The 17864-nt window shown below is 74.4% G+C and carries 18 protein-coding genes; 6 read left to right on the top strand and 12 right to left on the bottom strand.

What is annotated here, in order from left to right; genetic code table 11:
• Positions 1-51: 51 nt before the first annotated feature.
• From CCE01nite_RS03565 to CCE01nite_RS03545, 5 genes are all read right to left on the bottom strand, one after another.
• On the bottom strand, positions 52-1953 hold the full coding sequence (locus tag CCE01nite_RS03565; protein ID WP_084142695.1) for an endo-1,4-beta-xylanase: 1902 nt from the start codon (positions 1951-1953) through the stop codon (positions 52-54).
• 282 nt (positions 1954-2235) lie between these two features.
• A complete protein-coding gene (locus CCE01nite_RS03560) occupies positions 2236-3903 on the bottom strand; it encodes a TerD family protein (RefSeq protein ID WP_141371980.1) in 1668 nt (555 codons plus the stop codon).
• A complete protein-coding gene (locus CCE01nite_RS03555; protein ID WP_141371979.1) occupies positions 3900-5210 on the bottom strand; it encodes a TerD family protein in 1311 nt (436 codons plus the stop codon). Before CCE01nite_RS03555 ends, CCE01nite_RS03560 begins: the two co-directional genes overlap by 4 nt.
• Positions 5211-5309: 99 nt before the next feature.
• The gene (locus CCE01nite_RS03550; RefSeq protein ID WP_218026441.1) at positions 5310-5975 is read right to left on the bottom strand and encodes a uridine kinase family protein; all 666 of its coding nucleotides are present in this window, start codon (positions 5973-5975) and stop codon (positions 5310-5312) included.
• Positions 5976-6075: 100 nt separating this feature from the next.
• Entirely contained in the window at positions 6076-6561 is a 486-nt protein-coding gene (locus CCE01nite_RS03545; RefSeq protein WP_034627580.1) for a hypothetical protein, read from the bottom strand.
• Positions 6562-6653: 92 nt separating this feature from the next.
• On the opposite strand from CCE01nite_RS03545, the gene CCE01nite_RS03540 reads away from it, so the two are divergent.
• The 4 genes from CCE01nite_RS03540 to CCE01nite_RS03525 all read left to right on the top strand — a co-directional run bounded on the left by CCE01nite_RS03540 (position 6654) and on the right by CCE01nite_RS03525 (position 10254).
• Complete coding sequence (locus CCE01nite_RS03540) at positions 6654-7676, top strand: protein kinase family protein (protein WP_034627577.1); 1023 nt, start codon at positions 6654-6656, stop codon at positions 7674-7676.
• A gap of 101 nt (positions 7677-7777) precedes the next feature.
• Positions 7778-8734: a cold-shock protein gene (locus tag CCE01nite_RS22325; RefSeq protein ID WP_034627574.1), complete on the top strand. Its 957-nt coding sequence runs from the start codon at positions 7778-7780 to the stop codon at positions 8732-8734.
• A gap of 102 nt (positions 8735-8836) precedes the next feature.
• The gene (locus CCE01nite_RS03530) at positions 8837-9340 is read left to right on the top strand and encodes a YbaK/EbsC family protein (protein WP_034627571.1); all 504 of its coding nucleotides are present in this window, start codon (positions 8837-8839) and stop codon (positions 9338-9340) included.
• Positions 9341-9546: 206 nt separating this feature from the next.
• Positions 9547-10254, top strand: a complete 708-nt coding sequence (locus CCE01nite_RS03525; protein ID WP_034627567.1) for a 4a-hydroxytetrahydrobiopterin dehydratase — start codon at positions 9547-9549, stop codon at positions 10252-10254.
• 55 nt (positions 10255-10309) lie between these two features.
• Here CCE01nite_RS03525 and CCE01nite_RS03520 read toward each other — a convergent pair whose 3' ends face one another.
• The gene (locus CCE01nite_RS03520; protein ID WP_034627565.1) at positions 10310-10669 is read right to left on the bottom strand and encodes a VOC family protein; all 360 of its coding nucleotides are present in this window, start codon (positions 10667-10669) and stop codon (positions 10310-10312) included.
• 129 nt (positions 10670-10798) lie between these two features.
• Here CCE01nite_RS03520 and CCE01nite_RS03515 point away from each other — a divergent pair, with 129 nt between their 5' ends.
• Positions 10799-11380 (top strand): GNAT family N-acetyltransferase, encoded by a 582-nt coding sequence (locus CCE01nite_RS03515; RefSeq protein WP_034627599.1) that lies wholly within the window; start codon positions 10799-10801, stop codon positions 11378-11380.
• Positions 11381-11459: 79 nt separating this feature from the next.
• Here CCE01nite_RS03515 and CCE01nite_RS21705 read toward each other — a convergent pair whose 3' ends face one another.
• The 4 genes from CCE01nite_RS21705 to CCE01nite_RS03495 form a co-directional block, all read right to left on the bottom strand.
• Positions 11460-13109, bottom strand: coding sequence for a cellulase family glycosylhydrolase (locus CCE01nite_RS21705; protein ID WP_084142560.1), 1650 nt, complete (start codon positions 13107-13109; stop codon positions 11460-11462).
• A 207-nt stretch (positions 13110-13316) separates the two neighbouring features.
• On the bottom strand, positions 13317-14123 hold the full coding sequence (locus tag CCE01nite_RS03505) for a HEAT repeat domain-containing protein (protein ID WP_034627562.1): 807 nt from the start codon (positions 14121-14123) through the stop codon (positions 13317-13319).
• Between the two features lie 44 nt (positions 14124-14167).
• Positions 14168-14515 carry a hypothetical protein gene (locus CCE01nite_RS03500; RefSeq protein WP_034627561.1) on the bottom strand — a complete coding sequence of 116 codons (348 nt, stop codon included), beginning with the start codon at positions 14513-14515 and terminating at the stop codon, positions 14168-14170.
• A gap of 126 nt (positions 14516-14641) precedes the next feature.
• Positions 14642-14941 carry a hypothetical protein gene (locus CCE01nite_RS03495; protein ID WP_141371978.1) on the bottom strand — a complete coding sequence of 100 codons (300 nt, stop codon included), beginning with the start codon at positions 14939-14941 and terminating at the stop codon, positions 14642-14644.
• A gap of 128 nt (positions 14942-15069) precedes the next feature.
• Between CCE01nite_RS03495 and CCE01nite_RS03490 the strand changes: the two genes are divergently transcribed.
• Complete coding sequence (locus tag CCE01nite_RS03490; RefSeq protein WP_307722713.1) at positions 15070-15549, top strand: MerR family transcriptional regulator; 480 nt, start codon at positions 15070-15072, stop codon at positions 15547-15549.
• A 105-nt stretch (positions 15550-15654) separates the two neighbouring features.
• On the opposite strand, the gene CCE01nite_RS03485 is transcribed toward CCE01nite_RS03490, so the two are convergent.
• Together CCE01nite_RS03485 and CCE01nite_RS03480 are read right to left on the bottom strand one after the other, a co-directional pair.
• The gene (locus CCE01nite_RS03485) at positions 15655-16971 is read right to left on the bottom strand and encodes a HEAT repeat domain-containing protein (protein WP_034627556.1); all 1317 of its coding nucleotides are present in this window, start codon (positions 16969-16971) and stop codon (positions 15655-15657) included.
• A gap of 120 nt (positions 16972-17091) precedes the next feature.
• Positions 17092-17658, bottom strand: a complete 567-nt coding sequence (locus CCE01nite_RS03480) for a dihydrofolate reductase family protein (RefSeq protein WP_034627554.1) — start codon at positions 17656-17658, stop codon at positions 17092-17094.
• Between the last annotated feature and the right edge of the window lie 206 nt (positions 17659-17864).

Genomic DNA, 17864 nt, shown 5'->3' with positions numbered 1-17864 from the left:
GAGCGGCGTGCGCTCCCGCCCCCGCGGGGACTCGGGTCCGGCGACCGGGCGTCACGACCTCGGGCGCGGCGGCTCCCTCAGCTCGAGCGCGGCGACGGCGTCGGCGAGCGCCGCGGTCACCGCGTTCACCTTGGCCTGGGAGCCACCCCGGGCGAGGACGGCCTCCGCACGATGCAGGGCCTTCTTCACCGCGGCGACGCTCCGGCCGGTGTAGGTGCGGCCGCGCAGGTCGAGCGCCTCGACCTCGGCGATCGTCTCCTCGAGCGTCGAGGTGTCGGTGATCGGCGTGCGGACGCCGAGCCAGCGCTCCGGGTCGGCGACCGCGGCGGCCCCGAGCTTCTCGGAGAAGTCGCTGTTGAAGATCAGCGGGTTGTGCGTCGACCGCCAGCTGAGCTCGTCGGTCAGGCCCCAGAACGTGACCCGGTTGATGTCCTGCGAGTACGTCTTGTAGACGGCGAAGTACTCGGCGAACCGCTGCGCCTGGATGGCCTCGAGCTCGGCGCGGTTGCTGATCTTCCCGACCCAGTACGTGAACTCGTCGCGGGAGATCCGGTCCGCGACGGTCGGGTCGGTCAGGTCGCGGTACGCGGCGCGGTCGTCGCCCTCGGGCTGGCCGTTCCACGCCTCCCAGACCTGCAGGTCCAGCTCGCTGATGTCGGCCGTCATGCCGGCCTCGATGATGAGCTGCAGGGACCGCTCGACCGAGGCGGTGTCCGAGCACGCGCCCGGCCGCCACTCCTCGGCCGCGTCGTCCGACAGCCCCGGCAGGCGCGTGTGGTCGGAGCAGGCGAACGCCGGCGTCTGGTTGATGTAGTTGTGCGACTGGAGGCCGATCGTCTCGACGAGCAGCCGGGGGTCCTCGGGGTGGTCGACGGCGTAGCGCGCGTTGAGGTCCTTCGCCATGGCGACGATGGCCTCGCCCTTGCCCTCGGACTGGAAGACGTTGAAGTCGTTGTAGACGAGCCGGACCTCGGGCGCGTACGTGCGGGCGAAGACGAACGCGTCGTACAGGAAGTCGGCCGGGTGCTCGCCGGCGGAGGCGTTGAGGCCGTTGGCGTAGGCGGTGTACCAGTTCGACGACCCGCCGTTCGGGCCGCCGCGCAGGAAGTCGCGCCAGTCCTGCGTCGCGGGGTCGAACTCCTCGAGCCCGTCGACGAACGCCTCGTTGACGACGTCCCAGGAGACGGTGCGGCCCTGGAAGTGGGTCAGCACCTGCTCGATGTAGCGCTCCATGTTGGCGCGGGCCAGCTCGCGGGTGCCGCCGGTCGTGCCGCTGTTGATGCGCGGCGGGGACTGGCCGTGCCAGACGAGCACGTGGCCGTGGACCGTCATGCCGCGCGCGAGCGTCTCGTCGACGAACGCGTCGGCCGCGGTGAAGTCGAACGTGAAGTCCCCGGTCTCCGGGTCGATGTTGTCGTTGGGCAGGAGCTGGTCCGGCTTCATGGCGTTCTCGGCCGTCATGACGTCGAAGTGCCGCTCGACGAGCGCCGAGTCGGGCGACCCGGGCGCGTAGGTCCGCTCGCCCGACCAGATGTTGCCCACGTCGAAGTGGTCGCGGTAGACGTCCTTGAGGGGAGCCATCTGCCGCCGGAACGTGGTGTCGAGGACGACGTCGCCCTCGGGCATCGTGAACGACTCGACCCGGGCGCCGATCCAGCCGAGCTCGGCCGACGTCCACCCGCCCCACACGTGCGACCGCGCCGGGGTCGCCGTCAGCTCGACGGTCTCCCCGGCCTCGTAGCTGCCCTCGCCGGTGACGGTCCCGCGACCCTGCACCCGGACGTCGACCTCGAACGTCTCGTCCGGGACCGCGCCCTGGGCCGGCCCGGCGAGCCCGACGGCCGCGAGGACGACCGCCGTGGCCGCTCCCGTCCACCGTGCGACCCACCGTCGGCCGTCCCGCAGGACCGGCTCGCGTGCACCCTCACCTCGTCGTGCGGAAAGCACTCTCATCCCTGGTTCCTCTCGGTGTCCTGCGCGGGGTCGGCGCTGCGGCGGCACGTTCCGTGCCGGGCCGACATCGGGCCACGTCCCTGCGTCCGAGGCCCGGGGTCGTCGCCGTCGCCGGCTGTGCCGACGGCTGTCCCGGGCCCGGACGCGACGCCTCTACACCGGTGTAGAAGGCTCCCGCGGCGATCGACGTTCTGTAGGCCGTGTGGGTGACACGGTAGGTACGGCTCCCGGACGCGTCAAGGCGACCGGGTCCCACGGGCGGCCCTGTCGGCCGCCCGCGCGTCAGGTCCAGCCGGTGCCCGCCGCCGAGCGCAGGACCCCGTCGAGCACGCCCGCGTCGTCCGGGCCCAGGTCCGGGGCGTACCGCCACTGCGTGCCCGTCCAGCCGTCGGCGAGGTGGTCGTCCGGCTCGAGCGGGAGCCGCATCGACTCGCGGAACAGCGTGGTGACGAGCGGGCTGCCGTCCAGGACCGGGCTGTGCTCGCCGGTCAGGAGCACCTGGACGCCGGCCGACGGTCCCTCGTCGACGAGGTGGCGCAGGCGGCCCACGGCCGCGTCGTCGAGCGCGGTGGGGAAGTCGTGCAGCACGAGGAGCCGGTCGGCGACGTCGTCCCCGAGCGCGTCCATCGCACCGGCCGAGCGGGCCATCTGCACGAGGTCGACGCGGCGCACCAGCGCGTCGAGCACCGCGCCGGCCGCCGCGACGGACGTGGCCGCGGGCGTCGTCATGACCCGGCTGCCCGGCTGGGCGAGGGCCGCGAGGGAGGGCGCGAGCCCGCCGGTGAGGTCGACGACGAGCACCTCGAGCCCGCCCGCCGGGTAGGCCGCGAGCAGCCGTGTCACGAGCGCGCGCACCTTGCGCACGGCCGCCCCGCCCGGGTCGGTCCGGGTGTCGACCCACAGGGGTCGCGCGAGCGGCAGCGCGAGCAGCATCGGGAACGCCAGCCACGGCGCCTCCTCGACGTGGAGCTCGCCGACGCGCACGGCCGGTGCCGGCAGCGCCGGTGGCTGCCAGCCGCGCCACGCGGCGGACGTCCACGGCGCCATCGCGGCCGGGAGCCGGGTCTCGTACTCGGCGAGCTCGGCGGCGAGCTGGCGGAGGTCGCCGTCGTGCCGCTCGCGCGCGCGGCCGACGAGGTCGGCGTGCTCGCGCTCCGCCGCGGCGGAGGCCTGCTGGTGCGCCGGCCCGCCGCGCAGCCGGGGGTCGGCGACGATCTCGGCGAGGGCGGCGTCGCGCCGGCCGTCCGCGTACCCGACGCTGGACCGCAGCGCCGACGTCGAGCGCGCGGCGTCCTCGAAGATCGCGGCGGCCTGCCGCAGGAGGCGCTCGCCGTCGCTGGTGCCGGGCGGCAGGGGCGCCGCCGGGCCGGGCGGAGGCGGCGGCGGGGGAGCGCCCCACGCCGGAGCCGCCGCGGACGCCGGCGCGGCCGGTGCCTCCGGGGCGTCGTCCACCTCGACCCCGTGCTCCGTGACGGCCTGCGCCAGCCCGCCGTCGTACCCCTGGCCGACGGCCCGCACCTTCCACGCCGGGCCGCGGCGGTAGACCTCGACGGTGACGACCGCGCGCTCGCTGGTCAGCCCCCCGAGCGGGAACCGCGCGCGCTCGGTGCCGTCCGCGCCGCGCAGCACCGCGGTCACCGGCGGCAGGGCGCCGAGCGCCGGTCGGTGCGCGTCGACGCTGACCAGGCAGAGGACGGCGTGGACGCGTGCGGGGACCGCGGCCAGGTCCAGCCGCACCCGGGCGGGCGACCCCGGCTCGAGCGTCGCTCCCGGCGCGGCTGGCTGGTTGTAGAAGACGAAGTCGTCGGAGGAGGCGACCCGCTGCCGCTCGTCGACGAGCAGCACCGAGACGTCGCAGTCGGCGACCGCGGCCCCCACGACCTCGACCAGCACGCCGGCGTCGGGCCAGGGCGCGTTCTGCCCCTTGGCGAGCTCGAGCGGTGAGCTCACCCGAGGTGCCGGAGGAGCGACGGGATGCTGTCCGTGGGCGTCCGGGCCTGCATGCCCTCGCCCGCCGCCTGGAGCTTCCACGTCGAGCCCTGCCGGTACACGCGCGCCATGAGCATGCCCGTGAACGCCATCCCGCCGGCCAGGGTGTAGCGCGCGAGCTCGATCCCCGTGGTGTGGTCCACGAGCCGGCAGAACGCGTTCTGCACCTGCTCGAACGTCTGGCCCTGGTACGACGTCACCACGAGCATCACGCTCGTCACGTGCACCGGCACGCGCGTGAGGTCGATGAGGATCGTCTCGTCGTCGCCCTCGCCCTCGCCGGTCCGGTTGTCGCCCATGTGCTGCACCGAGCCGTCGCGCGTGCGGAGCTGGTTGTAGAAGGCCACGTCCACCGGGTCCGAGCCCGCGAAGAGGATCGCCGACGCGTCGAGGTCGATCTCGACCTCGCGGCTGCCGAACATCCCGCGCTTCTTGACCGGGTCCCAGCCCAGGCCCATGCGGATCATCGTGAGCGCGACGCCGCCGTCCTTGGTCAGCGTGACCTTCTGGCCCTTGGTGAGGCTCACCGGGCGCGCCTTGGTCAGCTGGACCTCGCCGCCGCTGCCGGTCCCCGTGCCGGTCTCGGGCCGGGCGTACGTCGGCGCCGGCGGTGCGGGGGGCGCGTCGACCGGCGGGGTCGTCTGCGCGGGCGGCGGGCCCCACGAGCGCGCGGGGCGCTCGGACGGCGCGGGCGGCGCGGGCGGCGCCGGCGGCGGGACGGCGGCCGCGGGGGCCGGGGGTGCGACGGCCGGCGTCGGGGCGGGCGCGTCGTCGACGGACACGCCGTGGTCGGTGATGAGGTCCGCGAGCCCGCCCGCGTACCCCTGGCCGACGGCGCGCACCTTCCACGCGCCGGCCCGCCGGTACAGCTCGACCGCGACGACGATGCTCTCCGTCGACAGGTCGGTCATCGCGAACGCGACGAGCGGGGTCCCGGCGTCGTCGGCCACGCGCGCGACCGGCTGGCCCACGCGGCCGAACGTGGCGCCCGCGTCGTCGAGGCTCGTGACGACGCGGACCGCGTGCACGTCGGCGGGCACCGCCGCGAGGTCGACCTCGACGCGCCACGGCTGCCCGGCGGACGGCTGCAGGCACCGCACGCCCGGCCCGGTCGGCTGGTTGTAGAACACGAAGTCGGCGTCGGAGCGGACCTTGCCGCTCTCGGTGACGAGCAGGGCCGAGATGTCGGCGGGCGCCGGGACGTCGACCGTGAGCGTGACGCGGGACGCGGAGAGCGGGGCGTTCGCACCCTTGGTGAGCTGGTCCACCGGGATCCTTCCGTGGGTCGCCGACCGGGGGACGGCACCGGCCGTAGGGAATGTACCGGGCGACACCGTGCCGACGGATCCACCTGACGGGTGCCGACCTCACGCGGGGCCGGGGGCGACGGCGACCTCCCCGTCGCGCAGCGGGACCACCGGGGTGCCGGCGACGACCAGGCGGGCCCGCTCCCACGGCCGCTCGTGCGCGAGGAAGCGGAGCTCCTCGGCCATCCACTCGTGCCAGAACGCCACCGTCGCTGCGGCGTCCCCGTTGACGCCCTGCGCGAGGTCGCGGGCGAGGCCCCGCTCCTCGGCGACGGCGGCGTCGGACTGCACCCACAGCGTGGCGTCGACCAGGTCGTCCCACGCGCGCCGGCTCGCCCCGACCCCCTCGACGACGACGAGCTCGAGGCCTGCAGGGACGTCGACCGCCCCCTCCCGGCCGTGCCGGTCCCACGCGGGCGGACGGAAGGACACCGCCTCGCCGCGGTGCAGGGGCCGCAGGACGTGCTCGACGAGCAGGTCGCCCCACCCGAAGAAGGACTCGTGCCAGGCGAGGTCGTCGGTGTGGACGACTTTCGCGCGGCCCACCTGCCGGCTCAGCCGCTCGGCGAGCGTCGACTTCCCCGACGCGCTCCGCCCGTCCACGGCCACGACGCGCGGCCGCCCCGTCGGTGCGCCGGCGGCGTGCAGCACGGAGGCGGCGAGCTCCGCCTCGGGCACGGCGCGCCACGGTCCGGCCGCGGGCTCTCCCGGGGGCAGCGTGATCATCACGGGTCCAACCTTCCCCCACGGGCGGGTCCGAGCGGGGCCGCCGCGGTCGCGCTCCTCGGGTCTCGTGCGGGCGCACCCGGACGCCGGCGCGCCCGCGTCAGAGGCTGTCGCAGTAGTCGCGGCCCACGTCCGCGAAGTCGCTCGACGCCACGACCTGCGCCTCCGGCGGGTCCTCGACCTCCGGGTCGACCATGAACGGGTCGACCAGGACCTGCCCGGGCGCGAGCGCGGCGACGCTGTCCGCGGTGATCGTGGGCCCCTCGGCCGAGGCGACGTGGTGGGCCGACGCGCCGAGGCCGTACGCGTGGCCGTCGCGCAGGTGCCTCTCGACGACCTCGACGAGCGGGAACGCGCCGGTCCCGGCGACCTCCGTCGCGAACGTCCAGACCTCCTCGTCCCCGGTGTCGAGGTCGCGGAGGTGGACCCGGTCCACGTGGTCGTGGCACAGGTGCACGACGGCGGAGAGCGACCCGTCCTGCTCGCGCTGCAGCCCCACCATCCCGTCCGGCACCGGGGAGCAGGCGCTCAGCGTGGCGGCCGTCAGGACGCCGAGGCCGGCTGCGACGACGGTGCGCGCTCTCATGCTCCGGACCGTAGCGGCAGCACGCACGGGCCAGGACACGACGGCGCCACGACCGGATCACGATCACGTGACCCGGCGGGCAGGATGGTGCCGTGCTCACCGCCCGACGTGCCCGTCACGACCTCGTGTCCGCGTCGCTCGCCGCCCGGGACGACGACGCGCTGGTGGCTCTGCTGGACGCCGCGCCGCCCGGTGCCGTGGGTGCGGGCGGCGGCTCGTCGGTGGTCGAGGTCGACGGCGTCGCGGTGTTCGCGAAGCGCGTCCCGATCACCGACCGCGAGCTCGCGCACCCGCACAGCACCGCGAACCTGTTCGGCCTGCCGCTGTCCTGCCAGTACGGCATGCACCCGCTCGCCGGCCCGGGCTTCGGCGCGTGGCGCGAGCTCGCCGCGAACCTCGTCGTGACCGAGGGGGTCCTCGCCGGGGAGTCGGAGGCGTTCGCGCTGCTGCACCACTGGCGGGTGCTCCCGGGCCGGCCCCCGGTCGCCGACGAGCACCGGGACGTCGACGCGGTCGTCGCCCAGTTCGAGGGCGACCCGGCGGTGCGGCAGCGCTTCGAGGCGCTGGCCGCGGCGCGCTCGAGCCTCGTGCTCTTCCTCGAGCACCTCCCCGACCCGCTGGTGGACAGGCTCGGCGAGGACCCGGTGGGCAGCGCCGAGACGTTCGAGCGGCAGCTCGCCGACATCGTCGCGTTCCTGCGCAGCCACGAGCTGCTGCACCTCGACGGGCACCTGGGCAACCTGCGGGCGGACGGCGACCGGGTCCACCTCGTCGACTTCGGGCTCGCCACGTCGCCGCGGTTCGAGCTGTCCGACGCCGAGCGGGACTTCGTCGCGCGCAACGTCGACCACGACGCCGACTACGCCGCGATGCGACTGGTGAACTGGCTGGTCACCGCGGTGTGCGGGGTCCCGGTGCCGGCGAGCGGCGGCCCGGTCGCCCGCAACGCCTACGTCCGGCGGTGCGCGAGCGGCGACGTCCCGCCAGACGTGCCGGCGACCGTCGCGGGCGTCCTGCGCCGCCACGCCGCCGCCGCGGCCCGGATGAACGACTTCTGCTGGCGCCTCGTCGACGGCGACATCCACGCCCAGTACGCGGGCGCGTCCTCCACCTGACCGCCCGCCACCGGGCGCGGCGGCCGCCCCGGGCTGCGCGCCGACCCGCGCCGGTCAGGGACACTGGGGGACAGCAACGCTCGTCCGACAAGGAGTCCACCGTGCCCGAAGGAACCGTCCGCTGGTTCGACGCCGAGCGGGGGTTCGGCTTCCTCGCCCTCGACGACGGGGCCGAGGACCTGTTCGTGCACGCGTCCGAGATCGTCGGCGACGACGCGGTCCGGGTGCTCCGCGAGGGGCAGGTCGTCGAGTTCGAGGTCGGCGAGGGCGACCGCGGCCCGCAGGCCCGACGCGTCCGCGTCACGGGCGACCACGCCCCCGACGCGGTCCTCGGGGTGCTCGGGACCGTGTCCTGGTACGAGCCGGGCAAGGGCTACGGCTTCGTCACGCCGGACTCCCGCGGCACCGAGATCTTCGTCCACAGCTCCGCGATCGTCGGCGGCGGCGTCATCTCGGAGGGCCAGCGGGTGGCGTTCCTGATCGTCGACGGCGAGAGGGGTCCGCAGGCGGACCACCTGCTGCCGCTCGGGGCCGACGCCGCTCCGCGGGCCGTGGCGTCCGACGGCGCGGACGGCACCGTGTCCTGGTACGACGTGGACAAGGGCTTCGGGTTCGCCACCCCCGACATCGGTGGCGACGACGTGTTCGTGCACGTCCGGGCGCTGCCCGCGGGCCTGACCGGGCTCGCCGAGGGCGACCGCATCTCCTACGACATCGCGGCGAACGAGAAGGGCCCGCAGGCTCGCAACGTGCAGCTCGTGCGCGGCACGACGCAGCGGGGCGCGACCCCGGCGCCGTCGCGGGGCCGGCCGGAGCGCGGCCGGTCGGAGCGCCCGCCGGCCTCCGCCGGCCCGGTGCGCGGCGGCGAGGGCGTGGTCGCCCGCTTCGACGCGGAGCGCGGCTTCGGCTTCATCACGCCGGACGCGGGCGGCGCGGACCTGTTCGTGCACGTGTCCGTCGTGCGCGGCGCGGACGGCCTGCAGGAGGGCGACCGGGTCCGGTACCGGGTGCGGCAGAGCGACCGCGGGCCGCAGGCGGACGGCGTCGAGCTGCTCTGAGCGTTCGGCACAGGACCGGGTCGGCTGAGCGACCCGCGCCGGCAGCCGTCCACGGACCGCCCGACCGCGCGCGCACGCGCCGGACCACGGCACGATGGCGTTATGACGACCCAGCCGCTCCCCCTGCACCCCGACGCTGTGACCCGGACGCAGCAGTTCCTCGACGAGCACGCGGCCGGCGTGCAGGTCCTCGTGCCGGACGCCGACACCTCGACGGTCGTCGCGGCCGCGGCGGCGCTGGGCGTCCGCCCGGGCCAGATCGCCAAGACCCTCGCGGTGCGCGCCGGCGACGGCGTCCTGCTGCTGGTCATGAGCGGGGACGCCCGCCTGGACAACCGCAAGTTCCGCGACCGCTTCGGGGCGAAGCCGCGGATGCTGGGCGCCGAGGAGACCGAGCGGCTCACCGGTCAGCCGGTCGGCGGCGTCGGGCCTCTCGGGCACGCCCCCGAGCTCGCCGTGTACGCGGACGTGTCGCTCCGGGCGTACGACGCGGTCTACCCGGCCGCCGGCAGCCGCTCGAGCGCCGTCCGGCTCACGCTCGACCAGCTCGAGACGCTCACGCGCGCGACCTGGGTCGACGTCGGCTCCGTCCCCGCCGCCGACTGACGCCCCCTGCCGTTCCGTCCCGGTGCTCGACGGGGCTGTGCGCGGAGCACCTTCGGGCAGGTGGCTTCTCCTGCCTCCGGGCTCAGGCCACGATCGTCCGGTGAGGCGCTCGACCGTCGTCCCCCGAGCCGCTCGGCCAGGACGAGGATGCGGGCGGAGCGCCGACCACCGGCCCAGCGGCTCGACCACGGATGAGGTCCCCGGACATGGAGATGCTGTCGGACGACGAGATCGCCGCCGCGAGGCTGGCCGACTGGCGCAAGCTGGCCCAGGGGCTGCACGCCCGCTACCTGGTCGACTCGTTCGCCGCCGCCGCGCGGTTCGTCACCGCGGTCGGCGAGGCGGGTGACGCCGTCGGGCACCACCCGAGCGTGGCGGTCGGCCGCGGCTACGTCGACCTGAAGCTCGTCAGCGCCGACGCGCTCTACCGCGACGGCGAGGGCACCGAGCACGTGGTCGAGTGGGTGACGGAGCAGGACCTCGACCTCGCGCGGCGGATCACCGCGGTGGCCGCCGAGCACGGGCTGCTCGCCGACCCGGCCTCGGTCAGCGTCGTCGAGCTCGGTGTCGACACGGCTCGGTCCGCGACGATCGCGCCGGTCTGGGCCGCGCTGCTGACCGGGGACGCGCAGTCCCAGGGCCGCGGCTCCCCGAGCGACGAGGTGCGCGACGCGACGGGGCGGGTGCCGAACCTGTGGTTCGGGGACGCCGACGAGGACGAAGCGCCGCACCAGCGGTTCCACGTCGAGGTCTACGTCGCGCCCGAGGCGGCCGAGCAGCGGATCGCCGCCGCCGTCGCCGCGGGCGGGACCGTCGTCGACGACAGCGACGCGCCGGCGCTCACGGTGATCGCCGACCAGGACGGCAACAGGGGAGTCGTGTGCGTCGCCGGCTCGCCTGCGCCGCCGGACTGAGCCGCCCGCACCGCTGGTCCGGGTGGTGACCGAGCCGCGTGCGCCGCCGGTGAGCTCAGCCTGGCGGCTCCTGGTACAGCCCCACGACGCTGCCCCCGGGGTCGAGGAACCTGGCGGTCAGCTCTCCCGGGTCCCCGCCGGTCGGCTGGACGATCTCGCACCCCTCGGCCTGCACGCGCTCGACCGCCGCGGCGAGGTCGTCGACCCAGACGTAGACGAGGACGCCGGGCGGCGTCGGTTCCCGATGGGGGACCCAGTGGCCGCTGACCTCGTCGGTCGAGTCCTCGAAGAACCAGGTGCCGTGCTCGGCGCGCACCTTCCAGTCGAAGACGCGGGCGTAGAACTCCGCGGACCTCTGCGGATGGTCCGACGGCAGCTCGACGTGGCAGATCTTCCCGTGACGCAAGGTGGTCATCGCAATCGCCTCCGCCTCATGGTGGCAGCCGCCGGCCCTCGCGAGAAGGGCGGCGGGCGCCCGGCGCGACGGCCGTCGCGGGGAGTAATCGCGGGCGTACGCTCCTGCGGCTCCGGCATGCTGGCGGCCGTGGACACCTACCTGCAGACCGACCGCGTGACGTTGCGCCGCTTCCGCGCCGAGGACGCCGACCTGCTGGTCGAGCTCGACAGCGACCCCGAGGTCATGCGCTACCTGTCCGGTGGCGCGCCGACCGCGCCGGAGGTGGTCCGCGACCAGGTCCTGCCGAGCCTCCTCGTCGCCTACGAGCGGTGGGCCGGCGCCTTCGGGGTCTTCGCGGCGTACGAGAGGACGAGCGACGCGTTCGTCGGGTGGTTCTGCCTGCGGCCGCAGCGGGAGGGACCGCTCGACGAGGTCGAGCTCGGGTACCGGCTGCGGCGGGCCGCCTGGGGGAGCGGCTACGCCACCGAGGTGTGCGCGGCGCTCCTCACGCGGGCGTTCACCGAGCTCGACGTGCGGGTGGTGTGGGGCGAGACGATGGCGCTGAACCGTGCGTCCCAGCGCGTCATGGAGAAGGTCGGGATGGCCGTCACGCAGACGCTGGGGACGCCCGAGGACATGCTCGCGGTCGAGGGAGCCGACCTCGGCGGCTACCGGTACGAGATCACCCGCGACCAGTGGGAGCAGCGGCAGCAGCCAGGGTCCGCGTAGCGCGGAGACGCCGAGGGGCGCCGCGGAGCACCGCGCACGGTGTCCCTCGGCGCCCCTCGGCGCGACCTCCCGGGCCCGTTCAGCGCCCCATGATGGCGTCGATGATGCCCTGCTGCGTCACCGTCGCGGTGCGCCGGTCGAACAGCGCGAAGCCGTACTGGCCGTTGTGCCCGTTGTCCCAGTAGGCGGTGACGGCGCCGTACTTCGCCGCGGTGGCGACGAGGGTCCGGGCGTAGTCGGCGCGGTACCGGTTGCTCGACGGGTCGAACGCCGTCTTGTCGATCGAGCCGTACTCGCCGACGAACACCGGGTAGCCCTTCGTGGCGAACGTGTCGTGCATCTTCTTCAGCTGCGCGTCCATGAAGTCCTGCTGGCCCCACGTCGACTTCTTCGCCGGGTCCGTCGCGTTCGGGCCCCACTGCGTGGTCGCGCCGCTCTCGGTGCCGGCGAAGTCCCACGGGTCGTAGTAGTGCACGGAGATCATGATCCGGCGCTCGGCGCTGGGGACCGCCGTCGACCGGTACTGGTCGGTCGGCACGACGAAGCCGTAGTTGCCAGCGGTGTAGTCGATGTTGGTGTTCCAGCCCGGCACGAGCAGCCACCGCGAGGCGTTGTTGCCGCCGGTCCGGCGCACCGTGTCGACGAAGATCTGGTTGTACGCGTTGATGTTCGCGTAGCAGGGCTGGGTCGGGGCGCCGTACTGCCCGTCGAAGTTCTCGTTCATCGACTCGAAGACGAGGCGCCCGCCGTAGCCCTGGAGCTCCGACGCCACCTGCTGCCAGACCTTCCCGTACTTGTCCTTGATCGCCGTCTGCGAGGACGCGTCGCAGATGAGCCAGGCGCCGCCGACGCTCTTGTAGCCGTCGCCGTGCATGTTGATGACGACGTAGAGCCCGCGGTCGTAGGCGAGCTTCACGACCTCCTCGACCCGGTCGAGCCAGGGGGGGTCGACGGCGTAGCCCGGCGCGGAACCGATCTTGCCGAGGTAGGAGACGGGGATGCGAACCGTGCTGAAGCCGGCAGCCTTGACCCGGTCGAGGAGGGCGCCCGTCACGACGGGGTTGCCCCACGCCGTCTCGTCGGGCATCCCGTTGACGTTGGCCTCGAGCTGGTTGCCGAGGTTCCAGCCCTTGCCCATGCCGGCGACGAGCTGGGTGGCGTCGACCGTGACCGGCGCGGTGGAGGGGGTGGGCGTCGGCGTGGGTGTCCGGGTGGCCGTGGGCGACGGCGTGGTCGTGGGCCGCGGCGACTGCGACGGGGTCGTCGTCGGCCGCGGCGACTGGGACGGCGTGGTGGTCGGCGAGCTGGTCGGGGTGACCGGGGCCCCGGTGCAGGCGACGCCGTTGAGCGTGAACGCGGTCGGCGCGGGGTTGGTCCCGGCGAACGTGCCGTTGAAGCCGAACGACGCGGTGCCGTTCGTCGCGAGCGCACCGTTCCACGCCGCGTTGCGCACGGACACCGCGGCGCCGGACTGGGTGACGGAGCCGCCCCACAGCTGGGTCACGCTCTGCCCTGCGCCGAAGGTGAAGCGGAGGTCCCAGCCGGAGACCGCGTCGCCCAGGTTAGTCACCTTCACGTCGGCGCCGAAGCCGCTCTGCCACTGGTTCGTGACGGCGTAGTCGACGCGGCAGCCGGCGGCGGCGCTCGCCTGCTCGCTGACGGCGACGGAACCGGTGACGGCGACGACGGCCGCCGCGACCACGGTCAGCGCCTTGCGTAGTGAGAACACGGGGGGATGCCTCTCGGGTGCGGGAACGTGCACGGGCCACGGACGCCCGGCGACGGACTGGCAGTTCACCAGACGGCAGCGGTCGGAACAGCGGCATGAATCGATTCATTCAATGATGGTCTTCTCAGGAAGTGGTGGCGTCGGACCCTCGGTACGAGCTGCTCGTCCTGACCAGCGGGGAGGCTCTCGTCCTGACCAGCGGCGAGGCTAGAGAGCGGGCTGCCCGGAGTCGCGCCGCTCGCGCCGTCGTCTCGACGACTTCAGCGCCTTCTTCGCGCCCGTGCTGACGTGCGCGCCTGTGGGCGTTGTCGCGTGGTCGTCGGCAGCCAGGCGGACGAGCACCGGCTCGAACCGCTCATCACCCGTCGCGCCGAGGGCCGTGGCCGCCCAGAACCGGATCTCCGGGTCGTCGTGCGCGGTGGCCTCGACCAGCCTGTCGTGGATGTCGGGGCCGCATCTCGCGAGGGCCTGGGCGAGGTAGTGGGGGCGACGGTAGCGCCGGGCCCGGAAGGCCGACCACAGCGCCTCGACCGCGTCGTCGTCACCCAGCTCGGCGAGCGCCTCACTGGCCGCGGCGCGGACGTACTCGGACTCGTCGTCCAGGCTCCGAGCCAGCGCGCCCACGGCAGTTGAGGCTCCGAGGTCCCCGAGCGCGTAGCAGGCACCCTCCCGGACCATCAGGTCCGGGTGCTCGAGGAGTGCGACCAGCAGCGGCTCGGCCGCCCGCACGCCCAGCCGCCCGCAGGCCGTGGCACTCCAGAGCTTGCCGCCGTAGTCCGTGTCGCCCAGCGCTACCAACAAGGGCTCCGCCAGCCGCGCGTCGCCGAACACCTCCACGCGGTTGAGCGCCCGCGTGTAGATCTCGACGTCGAAGTCGCGGTAGTGCGTCACCACCTCGCGCAGCATCTCGCGTGCCTCGTCGTCGCCGTACCCGGCGAGAGTGACGAGCCCCTGCACGGCCTCGACCCGGACCTCCTGGTCCGGATGGGTGAGCTGGGACCGGGTGACGAGCACCCGGCGAGGCTACCCGTGGCCCGCTGGAGCGCGGCAGTCGTGTCCTAGTCCTCGCCGACGTACCGGCCCGCAAAGAACCACCGCACCCGGTCGTTCACCCCGCCGGTGGGGGAGAGGGTGCACTCCGGTCGGACGTCCGTGCGCGTGCGGACCGTCACGGCGTCGCCGAGCAGGACCTCGAGCTGCAGCACGATGTCGTCGATGTCCTCGTCGCTCTCCGGCGCCTCGGGCGGCACCTGGACGACGAGGACCACGTCGTTCCCGTCGACCTCGATCCCCAGGGCGTGGGCATAGGGCGGCACCAGGCGCAGGGCTGCCAGGGCGCCCTGCGCGGTCACGTAGTTCTCCCACACCGGGGCTCTCGCCGGGTCGTCGGGCGTCGGGTACTCCATGACACCGCAGTCTGTCAGTCCCGCTGCGCCGAGCCCGGCGTTGGCGCGGGGGGCCGTGACAGTGACGGTGACCGTCACTGACCGACCTCCGCGTCGGGACTCCGGTGCCCTTCTCTGCGCCGGGGCTCAGGCGGTGTGGAGGAGGCCCCAGCAGGCCTCGGCGAGAGCGTCGACGTTGTCCCCGCGCAGCAGACCGCCGTCGACCCGAGAGCCCGGGAACGTCTGGTGGAGCACGGCGAGAAGCGCGGCTCGAACGTCGTGGACGGTCATGTCGCCGGTCACGCGGTCGGCGAGCAGGGACGCCTCAGTGCGCCAGTAGTCGTCGTCGTAGTGGCTCTCGGTCAGCCACGACTCCACCGGGTCGTGCTCGACGAACAGCACCGCCAGGCGACCAGCCAGGCCATCCGGAGTGTCGCGTACGGTCATCCGGCCAGCATGCCGCCTGCTCCGCGGTGCGGGCCAGGAGACGCCGCACACCTGGGCCCGCCCACGGTCGCGCCGATGACTTCGCACTGTCGCCCGCCTCGGGCCCGACGAGGCGCCTGCCGCCGCCGGTGACCCAGACGGCGTCGTGGTCGAGGAGCGCCGAGGAAGCCCTCGGCGCGCTGGTTCCGCTCGAGCTCGGCGACGCACGCGACCAGCTCCGCGCCGTCGCCATGACCGGTCTGCCCCACGAGGCCGTGTGGCTCAGGCCGGGTCAGGTGGCGCAGCGGGCAGGCGTCGCCGTCTCCACGCTGCACTACTACGAGCAGCTCGGGCTCATCCGGAGCCGTCGCACCGCCGGGGACCGTCGCGAGTACCGGCGTGACACGCTCCGCCTCGTCGCCCTCATCAAGGCGTCGCAGACGCTGGGCATCTCCCTGGCCCGGATCAAGCAGGCGCTCGACGGCCTCCCGCAGGACGAGCCGCCCACCACCCACCACTGGCGCGACTGGCGCGACTGTGGCGCGACGACCTCGACCAGCGGATCGCGCAGCTCGTCGGGCTCCGCGACATCCTCGCGAGGTGCATCGCCTGCGGCTGCCTCTTCCTGACCGCGTGCCCGTACACGAACCCGGCCGACACCCTCGGCGCCGAGGGCCCCGGTGCTCGGCGGCTCGGGCCGGCCGCTCCCGGGGCCGCGGAGCGGACCTCGGTCCTCAGCGACCGGCTCGCGGAGGACCGTCCGGCCGCGTCGGGCCAGGGGTCCCGACCCCGGCGGCGCGGCGCAGGGTCGCGCGGGTGATCTCGACGGCCCACTCCGTCGCGTCGTCGGCCTTCTCCGGACCGAGCCGGGTCCAGGCGACCGCGACGTGGGTGGCGGCGCTCTCGCCGGCGAGCAGCCCGGGCAGCAGCCAGCCGAGTCCCCGCGGGTTCGCCTCCGAGCCGTGGTAGGGCGGCGTCCGCCCGCTGAACGACCCCCGCCAGGACGGGGCGTGCAGGCCCGCAGCCAGCTCGTCGTCGAAGGCGTCCTGCTCGGGTCCACCGACGGTCAGCACGTGCTCGGCGTCCTCGAACTGCGTCGCCGCGAGGTGCCAGCCGCCGCCGCGCACACCCTCCATGCTGTCCGGCAGCTGCGCCTGGACGCGGATCGTGCCGGTGTCGACACGAGCGTGGAGGCGCCACTCGATGCCCCAGCACGTGCACCGCGGGTGCTCGAGGAGATCACTGTCGTACGAGTACGGCACGACGAGCGCGTCGACGGTGAGCCCGCCGACGTCGTCCCACCGGGCCGTGCGGGCTCCGGACGGGAGCACCGAGGTCGCGGTCGGCACCCCGAGAGGGACGCCGCCGCAGGTCAGGCTCAGCGCGAGCGGACCGAGGGGCGTCGTGATCCGCTCGGCGCTGTGGGCCCGGGCGAGGTCGCGTACGACGTCGTCCGGGTCGTCGACGAGGTGTCGGGCGGCGCGCAGCGCGCGTGCCGTGTCGACCGCGAAGCCGTCCTCCGCCACGAGGGCGTAGAGCGCGTAGAACCGGACGTCGGCGTCCGTGTCGTGGGCGAGGTGCTCGAGGGCGTCGAGCACCTTGGCGCTCGGACGGTCCGGGTCCGTCAGGCCGGGCAGCTGGAAGGCGACGGTCTCGCGGACGCCGTCGTCGGGGTGGTCGACGCGGCGCAGGAACTCCCCGAGCGCCTCGTGCGCGCCGTTGAAGGAGAGCGCCGCCAGCAGGTTCCGCTCGGTCACCGGGTCGCTCGTCGCGTCCAGCAGCACGAGCAGGTGGGGGACGACCCGGTCGCTGAAGGGGCGCCGGCCGGTCTCGTCGGCGGGGCCGAGCTCGCGCAGGATCCTGATGCCCAGATCGCGCTCGTCCGGGTCGGCACTGGTCGTCGAGCGCAGCGCGAGGTCGAGCACGTCCTCGGTGGGGCGCCGGTGCAGCTCGAGCAGGTAGGTCGGCGGCGCGTCACCGGTGCTGTGGCGTTCCTCCTCCAGCGCGGCCTCGACGAGAGTGGCGAGCGGCAGGTCGGAGAGCGGGTCCACGACGGCACCGTAGCGGCAGCGCCCTCGGACCGGCGGCGGCGTCGCGCCGGCAGCGGGGCACGACGCTCGCCTCTGCTCCGACAGTCCCGCGCGATGCTCGCCGCTAGCCGGTGCGCACGCTCAGCCGGCGCCTCGCACGGCATGGCGCACGTAGAGGACGCCGTTGCCGAACCGTCGGCTGTCCAGCAGCTCCAGGTCGAGCCGGACGCCCAGCGGCAGCGCCGGCTTGCCGCCGCCCACGGTCACCGGGCACAGGAGCAGCACGCACTCGTCGACGAGCCCGTGCCGGAACGCCTCCGCACCGAGGGTCGCGCCGCCGACGCTCAGGTCGGAGCCGGACTCCTCCTTGAGCCGACGTACCGCCTCGGGGTCGAACTGCCGCTCGATCCTCGTCCGCGCCGTGGAGACCGCGTCGAGCGTCGTGGAGTACACGACCTTGTCGGCGTCGCGCCAGATCCCCGCGTACTCGCGGACGACGTCCGGTTCGGTCGCCAACCAGTCGTCGGTCTCCCAGACGCGCATCGTCTCGTACATGCGGCGGCCGTAGAGCGACGTGCCGATGCCGCGCTCGTGCTCGTTCCAGAACGCGTGCACCTCGTCGTCGGGCACCGACCAGTCGAAGGAGCCGTCCGCGTCCTCCAGGTAGCCGTCGAGCGAGGTGTTGGCTGCGTAGATCAGCTTGCCCATGAGCGCCTCCGGTAGGACGGGGGCTCCAGGCTGGCAGCGACCCGGACGCCCCGGCAAGGGCGGGTGGTGGTGCCACCGAGGCGGTCGTCGTCGGGAGTTCCGGGCCGATGAGCCGGGAACGGGTCGGACCACACCCGAGAGCACCTGGGCCCGGTCGAGACGCTCGACAGACAGCAGGTACGGAAGGCGTTCTGCAGGCCGGCGCC

Source organism: Cellulomonas cellasea, from assembly GCF_006538745.1.
GTDB classification, from domain to species: domain Bacteria; phylum Actinomycetota; class Actinomycetes; order Actinomycetales; family Cellulomonadaceae; genus Cellulomonas_A; species Cellulomonas_A cellasea.
This window is presented reverse-complemented; position numbering and strand designations above follow the sequence as displayed.